The organism is Bradyrhizobium sp. SZCCHNRI2009 (assembly GCF_032485115.1).
Taxonomy (GTDB): domain Bacteria; phylum Pseudomonadota; class Alphaproteobacteria; order Rhizobiales; family Xanthobacteraceae; genus Bradyrhizobium.
Window position 1 is genome coordinate 721,238 of sequence record NZ_JAUEUH010000002.1, and the last position, 15,799, is coordinate 737,036.

Consider the following 15,799-nt stretch of genomic DNA (forward strand, 5'->3'; position numbering starts at 1 on the left):
TGGCGTCCTGCGTCATGAAGCGGTCTCAAGTACCTGAGACCATTCAGATTTTGAAGTAACCCACAGGCCCGCGACAGCGTTGCGGGCTGCAAGCGATTCGTTTTGGCGAATCGAGCGCGCGGCATTAAAGGTAGGGTCCCATGGCGCGGTACATCTTCATCACCGGCGGCGTGGTTTCCTCGCTCGGAAAGGGTCTGGCTTCAGCCGCGTTAGGCGCGCTGCTGCAGGCCCGCGGCTACAAGGTCCGGCTTCGCAAGCTCGACCCCTATCTCAACCTCGATCCAGGCACGATGTCGCCGTATCAGCACGGCGAAGTGTTCGTGACCGATGATGGCGCCGAGACCGATCTCGATCTCGGACATTACGAACGCTTCACCGGCCGACCGGCGACCAAGGCCGACAACATCACCACGGGCCGGATCTACCAGGACATCCTGACCAAGGAGCGGCGCGGCGACTATCTCGGTGCGACCATCCAGGTCGTCCCGCACGTGACGAACGCGATCAAGGATTTCGTCCTGTCCGGGAATGACGAGTACGATTTCGTGCTGGTCGAGATCGGCGGCACCGTCGGCGACATCGAGGGCCTGCCGTTCTTCGAGGCGATCCGGCAGCTCGGCAATGAGCTGCCGCGCCATCACGCGATCTACATCCACCTCACGCTGCTGCCCTACATCCCGAGCGCCGGCGAGTTGAAGACCAAGCCGACGCAGCATTCGGTCAAGGAGCTGCGCTCGATCGGCATCCAGCCTGACATCCTGCTGTGCCGCACCGACCGCCCGATCCCGAAGGAGGAACGGCGCAAGCTCGGCCTGTTCTGCAACGTGCGCGAAAGCGCCGTCATCGAGGCGCGTGACGTCGACAACATCTATGCCGTGCCGGAGGCCTATCATGCCGCCGGCCTCGACGACGAGGTGCTGGCCGCGTTCGGCATCGAGCCGCGGGTGCCGCCGGCGCTTTCGAGCTGGCACACGATCAACGAGCGCGTCCGCAACCCGGAAGGCGACGTCACGATCGCGATCGTCGGCAAGTACACCGGCATGAAGGACGCCTACAAGTCGCTGATCGAGGCGCTGTCGCATGGCGGCATCGCCAACAAGGTCCGCGTCAAGCTCGACTGGATCGAGAGCGAGGTGTTCGAGAACGAAGACCCCGCGCCGTTCCTCGAGCACGTCAATGGCATCCTGGTGCCCGGCGGCTTCGGCCAGCGCGGCGCCGAGGGCAAGATCCGTGCGGCGCAATTCGCGCGGGAGCGCGACGTGCCGTATTTCGGCATCTGCTTCGGCATGCAGATGGCGGTGATCGAGGCGGCGCGCAATCTGGTTGGGATCACCGAGGCCAACTCGACCGAGTTCGGCCCGACCAAGGAGCCGCTGGTCGGCCTGATGACCGAATGGCTGCGTGGCAACGAGCTGGAGAAGCGCTCGAAGAGCGGCGATCTCGGCGGCACGATGCGGCTCGGCGCCTATCCTGCGGCGCTCAAGCGCGGCAGCCGCGTCTCCGAGGTGTATGGCGGCGCCACCGAGATCTCCGAGCGCCATCGCCACCGCTACGAGGTCAACACCGCCTACAAGGATCGGCTCGAGCAGCACGGTCTGAAGTTCTCCGGCCTGTCGCCGGACGGCGTGCTGCCGGAGATCGTGGAATACGAGGACCATCCCTGGTTCATCGGCGTGCAATTCCATCCCGAGCTGAAGTCGCGCCCGTTCGAGCCGCATCCCTTGTTCGCGTCGTTCATTCAGGCCGCGGTGGTGCAGAGCCGGCTTGTGTAGCAGGCCTTTGTCGCCAAGTGCCGTCATTGCGAGCGGAGTGTTCAGCCCGGGGACATAGCTGACGGGTGTTCGGGGAGATGGTTGACACTTCAAAATCGGCTCGATTCGTCAAGCAGAGGGGCGAGCGATGCCGTGGCGAGAGGTGTCTGTCATGGACCAGCGACGAGAGTTTGTGATGCTTGCCAAGCAGGAAGGGGCGAACCGGCGGGAGCTGTGTCGGCGGTTCGGCATCAGCCCTCAGACGGGCTACAAATGGATCCAGCGGCACGACGCTGGGGACACGGCGCTGGCGGATCGGTCGCGGCGGCCTCATCGAAGTCCGGAGCGCACCGCGGCTGCGACCGAGCAGCAGATTGTCGCATTGCGCGATGCTCACCCGGCCTGGGGCGCGCGCAAGCTTGCACGGTGTCTTGAGCGTGATGGTCAAGCTGTCCCGGCGATATCTACCGTGCACACCATCCTGCGCCGCTACGATCGAGTGGTCGAGCCTGCAGGCACGCCCGGACAGCCCTACACGCGGTTCGAGAAGGATGCGCCCAATCAGCTGTGGCAGATGGACTTCAAGGGGCACAGTGCGCTGGAGAATGGTGTGTCCTGTCATCCGCTGACAGCGTTGGACGATCACTCCCGCTTCTCGTTGTGCCTGGCGGCTTGTGACAACGAGCGCGGCTCTACGGTCAAAGGACATTTGGAGACGACGTTCCGCCGTTATGGACTGCCGGATGCGATGTTCGTCGACAATGGTGGCCCCTGGGGATTTACCCTCGAAGACCCCTGGACCGCGTTGACGGTCTGGCTTCTGAAGCTCGGCGTTCGAACGATCCACAGCCGGCCCTACCATCCTCAGAGCCGCGGCAAGAACGAACGCTTCCACCGTAGTCTGAAGGCCGAGGTGTTTGCCTTCAGGCGCTACCGTGATCTTCCCGATGTCCAGCGGGCACTCGACGGATGGCGCTCCGTCTACAATCTCGACCGGCCGCACGAGGCCTTGAACTTCGACGTGCCGGCAAGCCGCTATCAACCGAGCCAACGTGCGATGCCAGACCGGCTTCCGATCGTCGAATACGACGAGGGTGAGAGCATCCGTTCCGTGTCGAGCACGAAGGCCTACGTCAGTTTCGAGGGGCGGCTCTGGAAAGTCCCGCAAGCCTTCCGAGGTGAGCGGCTGGCTATCCGGCCACTCAGTGCCGACGGAAAGTTCGGAATTTTCTTTGCCGCACATCAGATCGCAGCGATTGATCTGCGCGACCCCAAAACTGTCAACTATGTCCCCGAACAGGTGTAAGCTATGTCTCCGGGCTGAACAGGAGCGAAGCAATCCAGAGTCGCGGGCGGGACTCCGGATTGCTTCGTCGCTGACGCTCCTCGCAATGACGGCCGAGGCGCGCAACGCGACCTTTGACGGCCGCGACGATTGTTGCGACAACGCTCCCCGATCGCGCGAAGCCAGAAAAGATCAGGGAGGATCAGATGATCTACGAGAGCCGCATCTATCGCTGCATTCCGGGCCGGCTGCCGGCGCTGCTGAAGCGCTTCGAGACCACGACGCTGAAGCTGTGGGAGAAGCACGGCATCCGCCCCGTGGGCTTCTTCACGACCCTGATCGGCGAATCCAACCAGGACCTGACCTATTTCCTGGCCTGGGAATCGCTCGCCGAGCGCGAGACCAAGTGGACCAAGTTCATGTCCGATCCCGACTGGATCTCGGCGCGTGCCAAGAGCGAGGAGGACGGCCAGATCGTTGCCAACATCACCAGCCAGTTCCTGGTGCCGACGGCGTTCTCGGCGTTGAAATAGAGCCCGGGGAGGGGCTGGGATGACCGATCCCCGCAACCCTGCTATTCGCTGGCAAACGCCGGTTGATCCGGCAGCCGGCGCTGGGCCATGGTCGCGCGCTCTCATGAGGATGATGTCGTGAACGCTTCGATCTCTGCCGCGCCGGTCGTCAGCCTCGGCTCCGTCAAGTTTGGCAACCACCTGCCGCTCGCCGTGATCGCCGGCCCATGCCAGCTCGAGAGCCGCGCGCATGCGCTCGAGGTCGCCTCGGCGCTGAAGGCGATCGCGGCGCGGCTGAACATCGGCCTCGTCTACAAGACCTCGTTCGACAAGGCCAACCGCACCTCCGCCTCGGCGGCCCGCGGGCTGGGGCTTTCGCAATCGCTGCCGATCTTCGCCGAGATCCGGTCTTCGCTCGGCCTGCCGGTGCTGACCGACGTGCATGACGCCAGCCAGTGCGCCGAGGTGGCGCAGGCCGTCGACGTGCTGCAGATCCCCGCGTTCCTGTGCCGGCAGACCGACCTGCTGCTCGCGGCCGCGGCGACGGGTAAGGTCGTCAACGTCAAGAAGGGCCAGTTCCTGGCGCCCTGGGACATGGCCAACGTGGTCGCCAAGATCACGGGCTCCGGCAATCGCAACGTGCTGGTCACCGAGCGCGGCGTCTCGTTCGGCTACAACACGCTGGTCTCCGACATGCGCGCGCTGCCGATCATGGCACGCACGACGGGCGCGCCGGTCATCTTCGATGCGACCCACTCCGTGCAGCAGCCGGGCGGCAAGGGCACGTCCTCGGGCGGCGAGCGCGAATTCGTGCCGGTGCTCGCACGCGCGGCCGTTGCCGTCGGCGTCGCCGGTGTGTTCATCGAGACCCATCCCGATCCCGATCACGCGCCCTCCGACGGGCCGAACATGGTCCCGCTCGCGCAGTTCGAGGGGCTGCTGCGAACGCTGATGGCCTTCGACGCACTCGCCAAGGCGCCGTCGGCGGACGCCGGGCGCTGATGCACCAGACCGTCGCCAAGTCCGCGGGAAAGTTTCCACCAGCGGTGAACATCATCGCGCTGGCGGGCTTCTCGGCGGCGCTGTCGACGCGGGCGCTCGATCCGGTGCTGCCGCATGTCGCCGAGGATTTCGCGATCAGCATCACCACGGCGGCGAGCATCGCCGCCGGCTATGCGCTGATCTACGCATTGATCCAGCCGGCAATCGGCGCCGCCGCCGATCTGTTCGGCAAGGCGCGGCTGATGACGCTGTGCCTGGCGCTGCTCGGCGTCGCCAGCATCCTCGGTGCGCTCGCCACCTCGTTTCCGCTGCTGTTCGCGACGCGCATCCTCGCGGGCATCGCCTCGGGCGGCGTGTTTCCGGTGGCGCTCGGGCTGACCAGCGATCTCGTCGCGCCCGACAAGCGGCAGGTCGCGATCGGCCGCACGCTCGCGGGCTCGATGGCGGGCAACCTGCTCGGCGCGACGGCATCCGGCATCATCGGCGATTTCATCGGCTGGCGTGGCGTGCTCGCGATCCTCGGCGCGCTCGGGCTGATCGCCTCCTTCGCGGTGGCGGCAGGCTTTCGCGGCGCCAAGGTCACGCATGCGCCGACCACCGATCTCGCCGCGCTGAGGAAGGGCTACCGCACCATCTTCACCAACCCCAATTCGCGCTTCTGCTTCTCGGCGGTGTTCGTCGAAGGCTGCTGCGTGTTCGGGCTGTTTCCGTTCATCGCCTCGTTCCTGTTCGATCTCGGCGAGACCTCGCTGTCGATCGCGGGCATCGTCATCGCAGGCTTCGCGGTCGGCGGCCTGTTCTACACGTTCACGGTCTCGAACTTCCTGCCGCGGCTCGGCGTCAAGGGCATGATGATCACGGGCGCTGCCCTGGTCGGGTTGCAGCTCGCCGCGCTCGCCTTCGGCCCGGGCTGGAAGCTGCAGTTCGGCTGCATGCTGCTGATGGGCTGGGGCTTCTACATGATCCATGGCTGCCTGCAGGTGTTCGCCAGCGAGCTGTCGATCGGGGCGCGCGCGACCGCGATGTCGCTGCACTCGTTCTTCTTCTTCATGGGCCAGACGGTCGGCCCGATCGCCTACGGCTTCGGCCTGGTCCACGGTGGCAAGCAGCCGACCTTGCTGATCGCCGCCATCATGATGGTCGTGCTCGGCTTCGCCTGCGCCGCGCTGCTGCGGCAGCGGCCGCCGGCAGATGCGGCGGTCAGCTGACGGCCATGTCGGACACGGGCGCGGGCCCATTGCATCTGAAGACATGGTCCCGTCGCGGCAGCAACGCCTGCTAATTTGTTGCTCTGTCATGGCCGGGCTTGTCCCGGGCATGACGACGTGGAGACGGGCGAGGGTAAAATGCCCATCGTTAGCTGCGATGGTCCTGGGGAAGTGCGGCGAGGGCGTTTCTCGCTCTCGATGCTGAAGATGCGCGGCTGAGACATATCGGCGCTTTCGTTGGCCGCGGGACGCACCGCCGCCATCTCGCGGCGCGTCTGCGTCCGAGCTTTGCCTTGGGACATGCCCTCTTTCTGAGAAGAGGGCGCGGGGAATGCCGGGAGCTGGCCGCCCCCATGGCCCGCCTGCAGAAAAAAATGCAGGCGGCAGGAACCACAGGTTCAGCCGAGACATCCCGGCATTCCCCGCGCGATGGTTGGGCGGCTTATACGTACTCTCCCCGGGGACCGGGCTGTCTTGCCCCCGTGACCGGCGGATCATCATCACCGCCAGCGGAGCCTCAGCGTCGGGAGGCCAGGACCATACGACTTCGCCGGCGTATCAGGCTCGTTCGTCCGCATGACTGATCACGCTGCGAACCCGACACGCCCACCGCATCCCGCCTCAACGTCCGTGACGACCGCGAAGCGCCCCTCTGATCGAGACGGGACGACGATAGTCAATCACGAATTCTGATAAAACGAAAGTAGAATATTTTTCGCGGAAGGTCTGGACAGGGGTGATCGGTTTGAAGGCGCAGGAAAAATCGGCTTTCAGGAGCAGCGGTTTGGTGGTTGCAGAGAACGGGAAAGTCAAACGGGAACGCACCCGTCGGGCGACTCAGAACCATGGATCGACGCTGGGCTGCGGCTGCTGTACCCGCATTTACGGTCCGCCACCGCTGGTCGTCCCACGACGCTGCAACGCCATCGCGAGGACCCAAGCAAAGAAGCGTTTGGAGTTCACTGGGTTCGTTCCGGCGGTCATTGAAAGCCTTTGTGGCGCAACCTTTGGCGTTGCCGAAGCACCTCGGTTGAGCTTGAGTGGTATTAGGCTAAGCACCGGCGAAACGGGCAAGCAGAAGCCGCTCTTGTATTTCGACGAAAATATTCCAGCGTCGATCATTGATAATTTTAGGAAGCGATCTTGGTGGAAAAAGAAGGTGAAGGTGCTTAGTGCGGTAGAGCTAGGCAATCAGGGTCGGTCTGACGACTTTCATTCCAGTACTGCTCGCGGCTCGGATACACGCTCGTCTCTTTTGATACCGACTTCAATGATGATGCAGCCTACCCGTTTTCAAACGGAAGAATGTACGGGGTAATCATGTTGAAGGGGTCGAAGAAGAACTCGAATCGATCGAAAAGCGATCTTGCCTCCCTCCTGGATTTCGTTTTGGCGACTCCTTTCCCGAAGTCGTTTTTGCAGGAAAGCAAGTTTGTCATAAGCGGAGAAGGATGTGTGATGCGGGGGAGAGATGTAAAAACGAAAGAGATCAAATCCATGCAAATTGAATCTCCTAAGACCCGCCTGGGAGAGGTTTGGAAGCACTTCTCAATAATGTAGTTTAGCGGTAGTGCGAAAGTGCGTACGAGGCGCCGGGGACCGGCGGCCTTCAGGCCCGCGCGCGATCGGCGACTACCAGTCGAGATTTGCCGACCGGCACATCTCGCAGACGATCACATCGTCCTTCCGGGAAAGGGGACGGCGGCAGCGGTGACACGTGCCCGCGGTCTGTGTGACGTGTAGCGTCAGGGCCTTTGCTTCCGCCATGGAGAAGCCGAACTCGGCGGCGAGCAATTTGTGGCCCGCAATCTGACTGCGGCGGATTTCCCTTGCGATCCTCGCCTTGTGTTCTGCTGACAGCGAGGGCGGCCACGTGACGGTTATGGTGCACTTGGGACAGTGCACCGACAGGCGGGCATGCTTTACTGCGCCGTTCACGGCGTACCTCCTTCCTCGATCAGCTTCACCCCCGCCCACGATACGGCGCCACGCCCTGGTCTGGCACCCACAGGCCCTTCGGCAGCTTGCCGGTCTGCCAGAACACGTCGATCGGGATGCCGCCGCGGGGGTACCAGTAGCCGCCGATGCGCAGCCATTTCGGCTTGATCTCGGCGGCGAGGCGCTTGCCGATGGCGACGGTGCAGTCCTCGTGGAACGCGCCATGGTTGCGGAAGCTGGCCAGATAGAGCTTCAGCGACTTGGATTCCACCAGCCAGGGGCCGGGGGCATAGTCGATGACCAGATGGGCGAAATCCGGTTGTCCCGTCACCGGGCACAGCGAGGTGAACTCGGGCACCGTGAAGCGGGCCAGGTAATCCGTGTCCTTCTGCGGATTGGGAACGCGGTCGAGCGTTGCCGTTTCCGGACTGTCGGGGGCGGCCACATGGCGGCCCAGCTGAAGGCCGGCCGATGTCATGGTGGTGTTGGATCTTTTCGCCATATGTCGTGTCACCTGTCGCGATTGGCGCCCGTTTAGCCAATCGCCGGGCGTGCGTCATCCGGTTCGTGATTTCGACGCGAGTTCTGCTCCACTTGGCCTTTTCGCCCCCGTGACCTTGCGGTAGAAGCGGCGCAGCAATGCCCACCCGGAAACGCCGTAAGAGGACCCCATGACCGCCATCGTCGACATCATCGGCCGCGAAATCCTGGACAGCCGCGGCAATCCCACGGTCGAGGTCGACGTCGTGCTGGAGGACGGCTCGGTCGGCCGCGCCGCGGTGCCGTCCGGCGCCTCCACCGGCGCCCACGAGGCGGTCGAGCTGCGCGACGGCGACAAGCACCGCTATCTCGGCAAGGGCGTGCTGAAGGCCGTCGAAGCCATCAACGACGAGGTCTATGAGGCGCTCAGCGACATGTCGGTGCAGGACCAGGTCCAGATCGACCAGATCCTGATCGAGCTCGACGGCACCGAGAACAAGAGCCGGATCGGCGCCAACGCGATTCTCGGCGTCTCGCTCGCCTGCGCCAAGGCCGCGGCGATCTCCTACGACATGCCGCTGTATCGCTATGTCGGCGGCACCTCGGCCCGCACCCTGCCGGTGCCGATGATGAACATCGTCAATGGCGGCGTCCACGCCGACAATCCGATCGATTTCCAGGAGTTCATGATCATGCCGGTGGGCGCGCCGAGCTTCGCGGAGGCGCTGCGCTGCGGCTCGGAGATCTTCCACACGCTCAAGGCCGAGCTGAAGAAGGCGGGCCACAACACCAATGTCGGCGATGAGGGCGGCTTCGCGCCGAACCTGCCGTCGGCGGACGCAGCCCTCGACTTCGTCATGAGCGCGATCGGCAAGGCCGGCTACACCGCCGGCGAGGACGTCATGCTGGCGCTCGACTGCGCCGCGACCGAATTCTTCAAGGACGGCAAGTACGTCTACGAGGGCGAGAACAAGTCGCGCTCGCGCTCCGAGCAGGCCAAGTATCTTGCGGATCTGGTCGCCCGCTACCCGATCGCCTCGATCGAGGACGGCATGTCGGAGGACGACATGGACGGCTGGAAGGAGCTGACCGACCTGATCGGCCACAAGTGCCAGCTCGTCGGCGACGACCTGTTCGTCACCAACGTCAACCGTCTCGCCGACGGCATCCGCAACGGCCGCGCCAACTCGATCCTGATCAAGGTCAACCAGATCGGCACGCTCACCGAGACGCTGGCCGCGGTCGAGATGGCCTACAAGGCCGGCTACACCGCCGTGATGTCGCATCGCTCCGGCGAGACCGAGGATTCCACGATCGCCGATCTCGCGGTCGCCACCAATTGCGGGCAGATCAAGACCGGCTCGCTGGCGCGCGCCGACCGCACCGCCAAGTACAACCAGTTGCTGCGCATCGAGCAGGAGCTGGACGCGCAGGCCAAGTATGCGGGCAGGGCGGCGCTGAAGGCGCTGGCCTGAGTCTGGACCAAGCTAAAGCAAAGAAAAAGGGAGGCACGCATGGGTGTCGAGACACAGGGCCTGCAACTGCGGACGTTGATCAGGCGCAGCGGCGAGCTCGAGCTCTCGCTGGTCGACGTGCCGACCCCCGAGCCGGGACCAGACGAGGTCGTGGTGCGGATCGAGGCGGCGCCGATCAACCCGTCCGATCTCGGCCTCCTCGTCGGCGCGGCGGACCTCGCGACCATGCAGGCGTCCGGCACCAAGGAGCGGCCCGTGATCACCGCCAAGGTGTCGGAGGCGGGGATGCGGGCGATGGCCGGCCGGCTCGACGAGTCCCTGGCCGTAGGCAACGAGGGCGCGGGCGTGGTGGTCAAGACCGGCTCCTCGGATGCCGCCAAGGCGCTGATGGGCCGCACGGTCGCGGCCATCGGCGGCGCGATGTACAGCCAGTATCGCTGCCTGAAGCTCTCCGAATGCCTGCCGCTGCCGGCCGGCACCACGCCGGCCGAGGGCGCCTCCTGCTTCGTCAATCCGCTGACCTCGCTCGGCATGACCGAGACGATGCGGCGCGAGGGCCATACTGCGCTGGTGCACACGGCCGCCGCGTCCAATCTCGGGCAGATGCTCAACAAGATCTGCCTCAAGGACGGCATCCCGCTCGTCAACATCGTGCGCAGCGCTGATCAGGCCGAGCTGTTGCGCGGCATCGGCGCGAAATACATCGTGGATTCGACGGCGCCGACTTTCATGGACGACCTGATCGCGGCGCTGGTCGAGACCGGCGCGACCATCGCCTTCGATGCGATCGGCGGCGGCAAGCTCGCCGGCCAGATCCTCAACGCGATGGAAGCTGCGATCAACAAGTCCGGCAAGCATCCCTACAGCCGCTACGGCTCGAACGTGCACAAGCAGGTCTACATCTACGGTAGCCTCGACACGCGCCCGACCGAGATCACGCGCGGCTTCGGCATGACCTGGAGCGTCGGCGGCTGGCTGCTGTTTCCGTTCCTGATGAAGATCGGCAAGGCGGATACCGAGCGGCTGCGCCAGCGCGTCGTCGACGAGCTGAAGACGACCTTTGCGAGCCACTACACCAAGGTGGTTTCCTTGTCCGAGGCGCTCGATCCGGCCAACCTTGCCGTGTACGCCAAACGGGCCACCGGCGAAAAATTCCTCATCGACCCCAACAAAGAGAAGTGACCTAACGTCGCTCCTCGGACGTTGCTGACGGGCTTGCGTTTGGCCCGCATGCGGAGACAATCCGCCCCGTTTGTCTGGGGGCGGTGTCAGCCGCATGGAGCACTGAGGAGAGATTTGTCATGACCCGATTGGATCGCCGTCGATTTCTGGCCGGTGCGGCCCTCGCCGGGGCTGCAACCGCTTTGCCGCCGCTGGCCGGACGGGCACGCGCAGCGGTTGCACCCGCCGGCGCGCAGGCGCCCGGCTTCTATCGCTACAAGGTCGGCGACTATGAATGCACCTCCGTCAATGACGGCGCGCGCACCTTCCCGATGCCCGACACGTTCGTCGTCAACACGGCGAAGGACGACGCGCTCGCGGCTGCCGAAAGCGCCTACATGCCGAAGGGCATGATCACGATCCCCTTCAATCCGCAGCTGATCAACACCGGCTCCAAGCTGGTCCTGATCGACACCGGCAACGGCGCTGGCGCCTTCGAGGCCAGCAAGGGCGCGGTTGGCCGCACGCTGCAGAACCTCGCTGCCGCCGGCGTCGATCCGAAGAGCATCGACGTCGTCGTGCTCTCCCACATGCATGGGGACCACATCAACGGCCTCAAGCTCGCGGACGGCTCGCTGGCGTTCCCGAACGCCGAGCTGAAGGTGCCGGCTAAGGAGTGGGCGTTCTGGAATAGCGACGAGAACGCCGCCAAGGCGCAGACCGACTTGATGAAGGGCAACTTCGCCAACTTCAAGAAGGTGTTCGGCGGGCTCGAGAGCAATATCACTCAGTACGAGTGGGACAAGGAGGTCGCGCCCGGCATCACCGCGCTCGGCACGCCCGGTCACACGCCGGGACACACCTCGTTCGCGGTCGCGTCCGGCAACGCCAGGGTCCTGATCCAGGCCGACGTCACCAACGTTCCCGAGCTGTTCCTGCGCAACCCCGACTGGCACGTGATGTTCGACACCGATGCCGAGATGGCGCAGGCCACGCGGCACAGGTTCTACGACATGGCCGCCGCCGAGAAGGCCAAGGTGATCGGCTTCCACTTCTCGTTCCCTTCAGTGGGCTATGTCGAGAAGGACGGCGCCAAGTACCGGCTGATTCCGGCGCCGTGGAATCCGGTGATCTGAATATCGGTTAGCGTCATTGCGAGGAGCCCCCGGGTCTCGCCTCCGGCGAGCCCGAGGACAGGCTCCGCGACGAAGCAATCCAGAGTCCCAACCGAGCCCTGGATTGCTTCGCTTCGCTCGCAATGACGGAGGAGAGAGGGGGCCGCCTTCGGGCGGCCTGAGCGTTTTTGCATATGCGAAATGCCGGGCTTTCCGGGCCTGTTGCGAACCCCTATGTCGAGCACCTCGGAAATCCCGCAGGATTCGTATGTCGACCGATCCCTCTCCCTCCAACGCCGATCTCTCCAACTGGCGCACTGCGCCGTTCAGCCGCTGGGCCTTTCACAACATCCGCGCGATCCTGCCGGTCGCCGACATCGAGAGCGCGCCGGGCAGCGCCTGGACGCTGCCGTCGAGCCTCGTGTCGTTCGACGATTTCAGCGTGCGGCTGCCCAAGGGCGGCACGCTCGATCTCGACGGTTTCCTGAAGGCGACGGCGACCGACGGGCTCCTGATTCTGCAGGACGGCCGCATCGTCTTCGAAATGTATGACGGCGGCACCGACCGCGACACGCCGCACATCCTGATGTCGGCGACCAAGTCGATCACCGGCCTCATGGCCGGCATCCTGACCGGCCGCGGCGAGCTCGATGTCGACGCCGAGGTCACGCGCTATGTGCCGGAAGTGGCCGCCACGGCCTATCGCGGCGCTACGATCCGGCAGCTGCTCGACATGCGTGCGGGCGTCGTGTTCGATGGTGCCGGCCTGCAGGCCTATGCCGACGCCGCGGGCTGGGAGCCGGTCGCGCCGGGCACGACGCCGAACCTGCACGATTTCTTTGCGACGATGCGCGCTCAGGCGGCGCCGCATGGCGGCGCCTTCAGCTACGTCTCGTCCAACACCGATCTGCTGGGATGGGCGATCGAGCGCGCCACCGGCCGCAGCTTCGCGAGCCTCGCCGGCAGCCTGCTGTGGAAGCCGATGGGGGCGAGCGGCGAGGCCTTCATCACCCTCGACCGCAACGGCGCGCCGCGCTGCACCGGCGGCTTCTGCGCCACCTTGCGCGACGTCGCCCGGCTCGGCCAGCTCCTGCTGTCAGGCGGGCGGCGGGGCTCTCACACGATCATTCCCGAAGGTTGGATCGACGACATCAGGCGCAATGGCGATGTGCAGGCCTGGCGCGACGGCCAATGGCGCGACAGTTTTGCCGCGATCAGCCGCAACATGCACTATCGCAGCGGCTGGTACGTCACAAACGACGCGCCGCAGCTGATGTTCGCGATGGGCATTCACGGCCAGAACCTGTTCGTCGATGCCGCCAACGGCATCGTGATCGCCAAGGTCTCGTCGTGGGCGCAGCCGGTCGACGGGCAGGCGATCTGGCTCACACATCAGGCGGTGGCGGAATTCACGCGCTGTCTCAAGGGGACCGGCTGAGCTCCACGACGCGGGCAAGGGTCGGGAACACTCGGGCGTTGCTTGCGATGAAACGCAGTGTTTCGCGTGAGGATGGTCCATGCACTTGCATGTTCCTGCTCGCGCGCCTTAAGTGCGCTCCACACCCCGCTCCTCAAAGGATTCCCCATGCCCGCACCTTATTCGATCGTCGCCCTCGTCGGCAGTCTCCGCAAGGAGAGCTTCACCCTGAAGATCGCCAATGCGCTCGCCAAGCTGGCGCCGGCCAGCCTGAAGATCGACGTGACCACGCTCAACGGCCTGTCGTTCTTCAACCAGGATCTCGAAGCCAATCCGCCGGCCGACTGGCTCGCCCTGCGGGAGAAGCTGAAGGCCTCGAACGGCGTGCTGATCCTGACGCCGGAATACAACCGCTCGATTCCCGGCGTGCTCAAGAATGCGATCGACGTCGCCTCGCGTCCCTATGGGCAGAGTTCGTTCCTGGGCAAGCCGGTCGGCCTCATCTCCAATTCGCCGGGCCCGCTCGGTGGCGTGGCGGCGGCCAAGCATCTGCAGAACATCATGCCTGGCATCTCGGGCCCGGTCATGGGGCAGCCGGAAATCTACCTGAATGGCGTCGGCGACGCCTTCGACGCCCAGGGCGAGCTGGTCAAGGATTCGCTCAAGACGGTGTTGCAGCAATATCTGGATGCATTCGCCGCATTCGTGGCCAAGCAGAACGGCTGATCGCGTTCGCCGCCGCCGCGTCCACCTGCGGCGGTCGGCAACTGCATGACGGGTATGATGCGGGCAGGGCGTTGACGCGCCTTGCCCGATCCGTTTCAAGGCGATGCCGGACTTGCGCAAGGATGCGCGTTGCCAAGGAAGCACGATGGCCCATTCGTTCACACCCGCGTCGTCGTCGAGGCCCGGCCCGAACCAGCCGGATCTCGACTCGGAGGCCGTCTGGCAGACGCGGATCGACCTCGCGGCCTGTTTCCGGATGGCGGCACGGCACGGGTTCGAGGAGGGCATCTGCAACCACTTCTCGGCGCTGGTCCCCGGCTATGACGACCTCTTCATCGTCAATCCCTACGGCTATGCGTTCCGCGAACTGACGGCCTCGAAGCTCCTGGTGTGCGACTTCGACGGCAACGTCGTTGCCGGCGACGGCCGCCCGGAGGCGACCGCCTTCTACATCCACGCCCGCATCCACAAGGCGCTGCCGCGCGCCAAGGTCGCGTTCCACACCCACATGCCCTACGCCACCGCGCTGTCGATGACCGAAGGCGACCCGCTGATCTTCGCCGGGCAGACGGCGCTGAAATTCTATGGGCGAACCGCGGTCGACGCGAACTACAACGGGCTGGCGCTCGACGCGCGGGAGGGGGATCGCATCGCCGGGGCTGTCGGTGATGCCGACATCGTCTTCATGAAGCATCATGGCGTCATGGTTCTGGCGCCGACCATCGCCGAAGCCTGGGACGATCTCTACTACCTTGAGCGCGCCTGCCAGGTGCAGTGCCTGGCGCTGTCGACCGGCCGCAAGGTGGTGCCGGTCGCGCCCGAGATCGCCGAGGCCGCCTATCGCCAGATGCGCGAAGGAGATGCGGAATCGGCTCGGTTGCACCTCGAGGCCGTCAAGCGCATGCTCGACCTCGAAGAGCCGGTCTACCGGAGCTGAGGACGGATCGTCTGGAGGCTGGTTCGATGTCCAAATTGGAGCTTTCTGCCGAGCAGCACGCAGCGCTGGATCGCCCCGTCTGGTCAGCCCTGACCACCGGGCACCGAGCGCTTGCGGAGGGCGCCGCGCATGCTCGTCGCTATCCGGCGGCGATTGCGCCATTTGCCGCCATGTCGGACGACAGCGATGCTGCGTGGTCTGAGCTCGCCGACCTTGCCAACGAGGATGTCGTTGCGATCGTGACCCCTGCACCCCCGGGCGATGTGCGCGGCCTTGGCGTCCGGCTCAGAGCCAGCGTCCGCCAGATGGTTGCCGTCGGGGCGGTCGATCCCGTGGGGGATGCCGCGGTCGAGGTGCTGGACGAGCGCGACATCCCGGCGATGCTGGAGCTGACTGCACGGACCAAACCCGGTCCGTTCCTGGCCAGGACCCGCGAGCTGGGCCGCTACATAGGTATTCGTGACGGGGAGCGCCTGGCCGCCATGGCCGGGGAGCGCATGCGCCTCGACGGGTTCACGGAAATCAGCGCGGTCTGTGTCCATCCGGACTATCGCGGCCTTGGCTATGCCCAGAGGCTCGTCACGGTCCTGATGACGGCCATCAGGGGCAGGGGCGAGACGCCGTTTCTCCACGTCATAGACGACAATCATGCCGCGATCGCGCTGTATGAGCGTCTCGGCTTCGTGTCGCGAGCCACCTTGTGTTTCACGGTGCTTCGGCAATCCGTCAGCCAGTGACGCGTGATGGGACCTTCGGAACGAAGCCGCCGCGGCGCAGATTAGCAGATCCTTA

Annotated in this window: 15 protein-coding genes; 13 read left to right on the forward strand and 2 right to left on the reverse strand. The window is 64.9% G+C overall.

Annotated features, from left to right (window positions below):
• The first annotated feature begins 140 nt into the window (after positions 1-140).
• From QX041_RS10880 to QX041_RS10905, 6 genes are all read left to right on the forward strand, one after another.
• On the forward strand, positions 141-1,772 hold the full coding sequence (locus QX041_RS10880; RefSeq protein ID WP_315750932.1) for a CTP synthase: 1,632 nt from the start codon (positions 141-143) through the stop codon (positions 1,770-1,772).
• Positions 1,773-1,899: 127 nt separating this feature from the next.
• Positions 1,900-3,057, forward strand: coding sequence for an IS481 family transposase (locus tag QX041_RS10885; RefSeq protein WP_315759740.1), 1,158 nt, complete (start codon positions 1,900-1,902; stop codon positions 3,055-3,057).
• 185 nt (positions 3,058-3,242) lie between these two features.
• Positions 3,243-3,569 (forward strand): NIPSNAP family protein, encoded by a 327-nt coding sequence (locus QX041_RS10890; protein WP_316165273.1) that lies wholly within the window; start codon positions 3,243-3,245, stop codon positions 3,567-3,569.
• A 117-nt stretch (positions 3,570-3,686) separates the two neighbouring features.
• Positions 3,687-4,550, forward strand: coding sequence for a 3-deoxy-8-phosphooctulonate synthase (kdsA, locus tag QX041_RS10895; protein ID WP_316165275.1), 864 nt, complete (start codon positions 3,687-3,689; stop codon positions 4,548-4,550).
• Complete coding sequence (locus tag QX041_RS10900; protein WP_316165277.1) at positions 4,550-5,758, forward strand: MFS transporter; 1,209 nt, start codon at positions 4,550-4,552, stop codon at positions 5,756-5,758. The genes kdsA and QX041_RS10900 overlap by 1 nt, the downstream gene beginning before the upstream one ends.
• Positions 5,759-6,494: 736 nt before the next feature.
• Positions 6,495-7,076 carry a hypothetical protein gene (locus tag QX041_RS10905; protein ID WP_316165278.1) on the forward strand — a complete coding sequence of 194 codons (582 nt, stop codon included), beginning with the start codon at positions 6,495-6,497 and terminating at the stop codon, positions 7,074-7,076.
• A gap of 314 nt (positions 7,077-7,390) precedes the next feature.
• Here QX041_RS10905 and QX041_RS10910 read toward each other — a convergent pair whose 3' ends face one another.
• Both QX041_RS10910 and queF read right to left on the reverse strand, forming a co-directional pair.
• Positions 7,391-7,696: a hypothetical protein gene (locus QX041_RS10910; protein WP_316165280.1), complete on the reverse strand. Its 306-nt coding sequence runs from the start codon at positions 7,694-7,696 to the stop codon at positions 7,391-7,393.
• 25 nt (positions 7,697-7,721) lie between these two features.
• The gene (gene queF, locus QX041_RS10915) at positions 7,722-8,198 is read right to left on the reverse strand and encodes a preQ(1) synthase (RefSeq protein ID WP_316165282.1); all 477 of its coding nucleotides are present in this window, start codon (positions 8,196-8,198) and stop codon (positions 7,722-7,724) included.
• A gap of 169 nt (positions 8,199-8,367) precedes the next feature.
• Here queF and eno point away from each other — a divergent pair, with 169 nt between their 5' ends.
• From eno to QX041_RS10950, 7 genes are all read left to right on the forward strand, one after another.
• Positions 8,368-9,651: a phosphopyruvate hydratase gene (gene eno / locus QX041_RS10920; RefSeq protein ID WP_315738192.1), complete on the forward strand. Its 1,284-nt coding sequence runs from the start codon at positions 8,368-8,370 to the stop codon at positions 9,649-9,651.
• Positions 9,652-9,690: 39 nt separating this feature from the next.
• Complete coding sequence (locus QX041_RS10925) at positions 9,691-10,833, forward strand: zinc-binding dehydrogenase (RefSeq protein WP_315750942.1); 1,143 nt, start codon at positions 9,691-9,693, stop codon at positions 10,831-10,833.
• A gap of 119 nt (positions 10,834-10,952) precedes the next feature.
• Entirely contained in the window at positions 10,953-11,948 is a 996-nt protein-coding gene (locus tag QX041_RS10930) for an MBL fold metallo-hydrolase (RefSeq protein WP_315750944.1), read from the forward strand.
• 247 nt (positions 11,949-12,195) lie between these two features.
• Entirely contained in the window at positions 12,196-13,365 is a 1,170-nt protein-coding gene (locus tag QX041_RS10935; RefSeq protein ID WP_316165284.1) for a serine hydrolase, read from the forward strand.
• A 147-nt stretch (positions 13,366-13,512) separates the two neighbouring features.
• Positions 13,513-14,070: an NADPH-dependent FMN reductase gene (locus QX041_RS10940; RefSeq protein WP_316165286.1), complete on the forward strand. Its 558-nt coding sequence runs from the start codon at positions 13,513-13,515 to the stop codon at positions 14,068-14,070.
• A 145-nt stretch (positions 14,071-14,215) separates the two neighbouring features.
• On the forward strand, positions 14,216-15,007 hold the full coding sequence (locus QX041_RS10945) for an aldolase (protein ID WP_316165288.1): 792 nt from the start codon (positions 14,216-14,218) through the stop codon (positions 15,005-15,007).
• Between the two features lie 26 nt (positions 15,008-15,033).
• Positions 15,034-15,744, forward strand: coding sequence for a GNAT family N-acetyltransferase (locus tag QX041_RS10950; RefSeq protein ID WP_316165289.1), 711 nt, complete (start codon positions 15,034-15,036; stop codon positions 15,742-15,744).
• Positions 15,745-15,799: the final 55 nt, after the last annotated feature.